Below are 2,609 nucleotides of genomic sequence, written 5' to 3'. Positions count from 1 at the left end.
ATTTATTAAAACTATTATCAAAAAAAGATATGTCACGCTAAATTTGACCTGTGGCTGCTACATGGGGCGATTGCCGTTTATTGCAACCATCATGACTGACTACTAAGCCATTAGGGATTAAACATCAGGCATATTAGCATCTGAAACGTTAACATCAGAAATATTATTGCTAGCCATATTGTCATCAGACATCGTCATATTTGGTACCAATAATACCACGGCATTGGCCATGATACCCTCTTGGCGACCGGTAAAGCCCAATTTTTCAGTCGTTGTGGCTTTAATGCTGACATTACTCACAGCTGTTTGCAAGTCACTAGCGATATTTTCGCGCATCGCCAAATTATAGGGCGCCAATTTTGGGCGCTCACACATCACCGTGATATCAGCATTGCCTAAAGTATAACCGGCAGCTTGGACTTTACCATACACATAACGGAGTAGTACGCGCGAATCCAAGCCGGCGTGCGCCGCATCGGTATCTGGAAAATGCTGCCCAATATCACCAAGTGCCAATGCGCCAAGCAGCGCGTCAGCAAGCGCATGGAGCACCACGTCGCCATCAGAATGCGCCAGCAAACTATGGGTATGCTCTATCGGCACGCCTGCTAATATCACATATTGCTGCTGCTCGCCCGTATTATGAAACGCATGGACATCGATACCTTGACCAATTTTTATCATTATTATTCCAAGTGAAGTATTAAGTGAATGAAGAGTGATTAAAATAATTTAGAACCACTATCTAAATTTCTAAAGCGCTTTTAGGCAACTTGAGCTTGCATAGCTCGCCACCGCTTACGATTAACTGTTATAATATGACGCTTATTTTATCACAATACCCCGACCAAAATACCCCGTCCAAAAACGAGATGACCTCATCAGTTGACTAAGTTTATCACTCTTAGTCGTTTTATTGATAAATAGCGTCATTCCACACTTTGGATAAGGTATAAATTGTTGAGCAATTCTATGTCAGCCACGCCAAACACCGCAAGTCTACCCGTTTCAGATTCTTTTAGCATCCATCGTCCTTTGACGCTTGCCGATATCGAAAATCCTAGCAGCAAGCACGTCATCGTTGGTATGTCAGGCGGCGTTGACTCTTCCGTATCGGCTGTTTTACTCCAGCAAGCAGGCTTTAAAGTGGAGGGTCTGTTTATGAAGAACTGGGAAGAAGATGATGGTACCGAGTATTGTACGGCGATGGATGACCTAGCAGACGCGCAAGCGGTGTGTGACAAAATCGGCATCAAGCTGCATACCGCCAACTTTGCGATGGAATATTGGGATCGCGTTTTTGAGCATTTCTTAGCAGAGTACAAAGCCGGACGCACGCCAAACCCAGACATTTTATGCAATAAAGAAATCAAATTTAAAGCGTTTTTAGATTATGCGTTGACTCTTGGTGCTGATTATATTGCCACCGGTCACTATACGCGCCGCAGCCTGAACTATGAAAATAGCAACGGCGAAACCGTCGCCCAGCTCTTGTGTGGACTTGATAACAATAAAGACCAAAGCTATTTCTTGCATGCGGTCGGCGGCGATAAAATCGCTAAAACACTGTTCCCCGTAGGCGAGCTTGAAAAACCAGTCGTGCGTCAAATCGCTGAAGAACATGACTTGGCGACGGCTAAAAAGAAAGACTCTACTGGTATCTGCTTTATTGGTGAGCGCCGTTTTAAAGACTTTTTACAACAGTACTTGCCGGCGCAAAAAGGCGATATCGTTACCGACGACGGTCACGTGATAGGTCAGCATGATGGCTTGATGTATTATACTTTAGGTCAGCGCGGCGGCATCGGTATCGGCGGCGTCAAAGACCGTCCAGAAGAACCTTGGTTTGTACTGGCAAAAGATTTGGACAAAAACCGTTTGATCGTCGGTCAAGGTCATGAGCATCCGATGCTCATGAGTAATGAGCTGCAAGCTTATAAGCTTGACTGGGTTGACGGATTGCCGCCTGCCGATATTTTTAGCTTAGATGGCTTACGCTGTATGGCAAAATCTCGCTATCGTCAGCCCGATCAGGCCTGCCGTGTTTACGCGCTAAATGATGCCGGCTCTGAGGTTCGTGTGGTATTTGATGAGCCACAACGAGCCGTTACTCCTGGTCAATCAGCAGTATTTTATATCGATGAGGTGTGTCTTGGTGGCGGTGTAATTGCCGCTATTGATGCGCCTTGTGGGTTTTGATTTGAGATAATTTTTAACCTTTGTTTGCTTACTTTTAACCCTTTCATTTTTATAACTATCGAGGCATCACTATGACTCCACTTACCGCACTCTCCCCAATCGATGGCCGTTACGCATCTAAAGCCGACAGCTTGCGTCCTTACCTATCTGAATTTGGTTTGATTAAAGCCCGCGTTACCGTCGAGATTCGCTGGTTACAGTCATTGGCGGATAATAGCGCGATTGGTGAATTAGCAGCGTTTGATGCCGATACCAATGCCTTTTTAAACAGCATCGTTGATAACTTTAGCGAAGCGGATGCGCAAGCAATTAAAGATATCGAAGCGACGACCAACCATGATGTCAAAGCGGTTGAGTACTTTATTAAAGACAAATTCCGCGGCAATCAGCAGTTAGAAGACAGCTTGGAG

General features: G+C 45.2%; 1 protein-coding gene and 2 pseudogenes. 2 read left to right on the top strand and 1 reads right to left on the bottom strand.

The window, feature by feature from the left end; genetic code table 11:
- Positions 1–207: 207 nt before the first annotated feature.
- Positions 208–684: pseudogene (gene ispF, locus V7D75_RS12435) on the bottom strand (2-C-methyl-D-erythritol 2,4-cyclodiphosphate synthase); the annotation flags it as partial.
- A gap of 288 nt (positions 685–972) precedes the next feature.
- Between ispF and mnmA the strand changes: the two are divergent.
- Positions 973–2,199 carry a tRNA 2-thiouridine(34) synthase MnmA gene (gene mnmA, locus V7D75_RS12430; protein ID WP_333614811.1) on the top strand — a complete coding sequence of 409 codons (1,227 nt, stop codon included), beginning with the start codon at positions 973–975 and terminating at the stop codon, positions 2,197–2,199.
- 71 nt (positions 2,200–2,270) lie between these two features.
- Positions 2,271–2,609: pseudogene (locus V7D75_RS12425) on the top strand (adenylosuccinate lyase); the annotation flags it as partial.

This window comes from Psychrobacter sp., assembly GCF_036731945.1.
Taxonomy (GTDB): Bacteria; Pseudomonadota; Gammaproteobacteria; order Pseudomonadales; family Moraxellaceae; genus Psychrobacter.
Note: the sequence above shows the minus strand (reverse complement) of the source record. Positions and strands in the feature narration are given on the sequence as shown.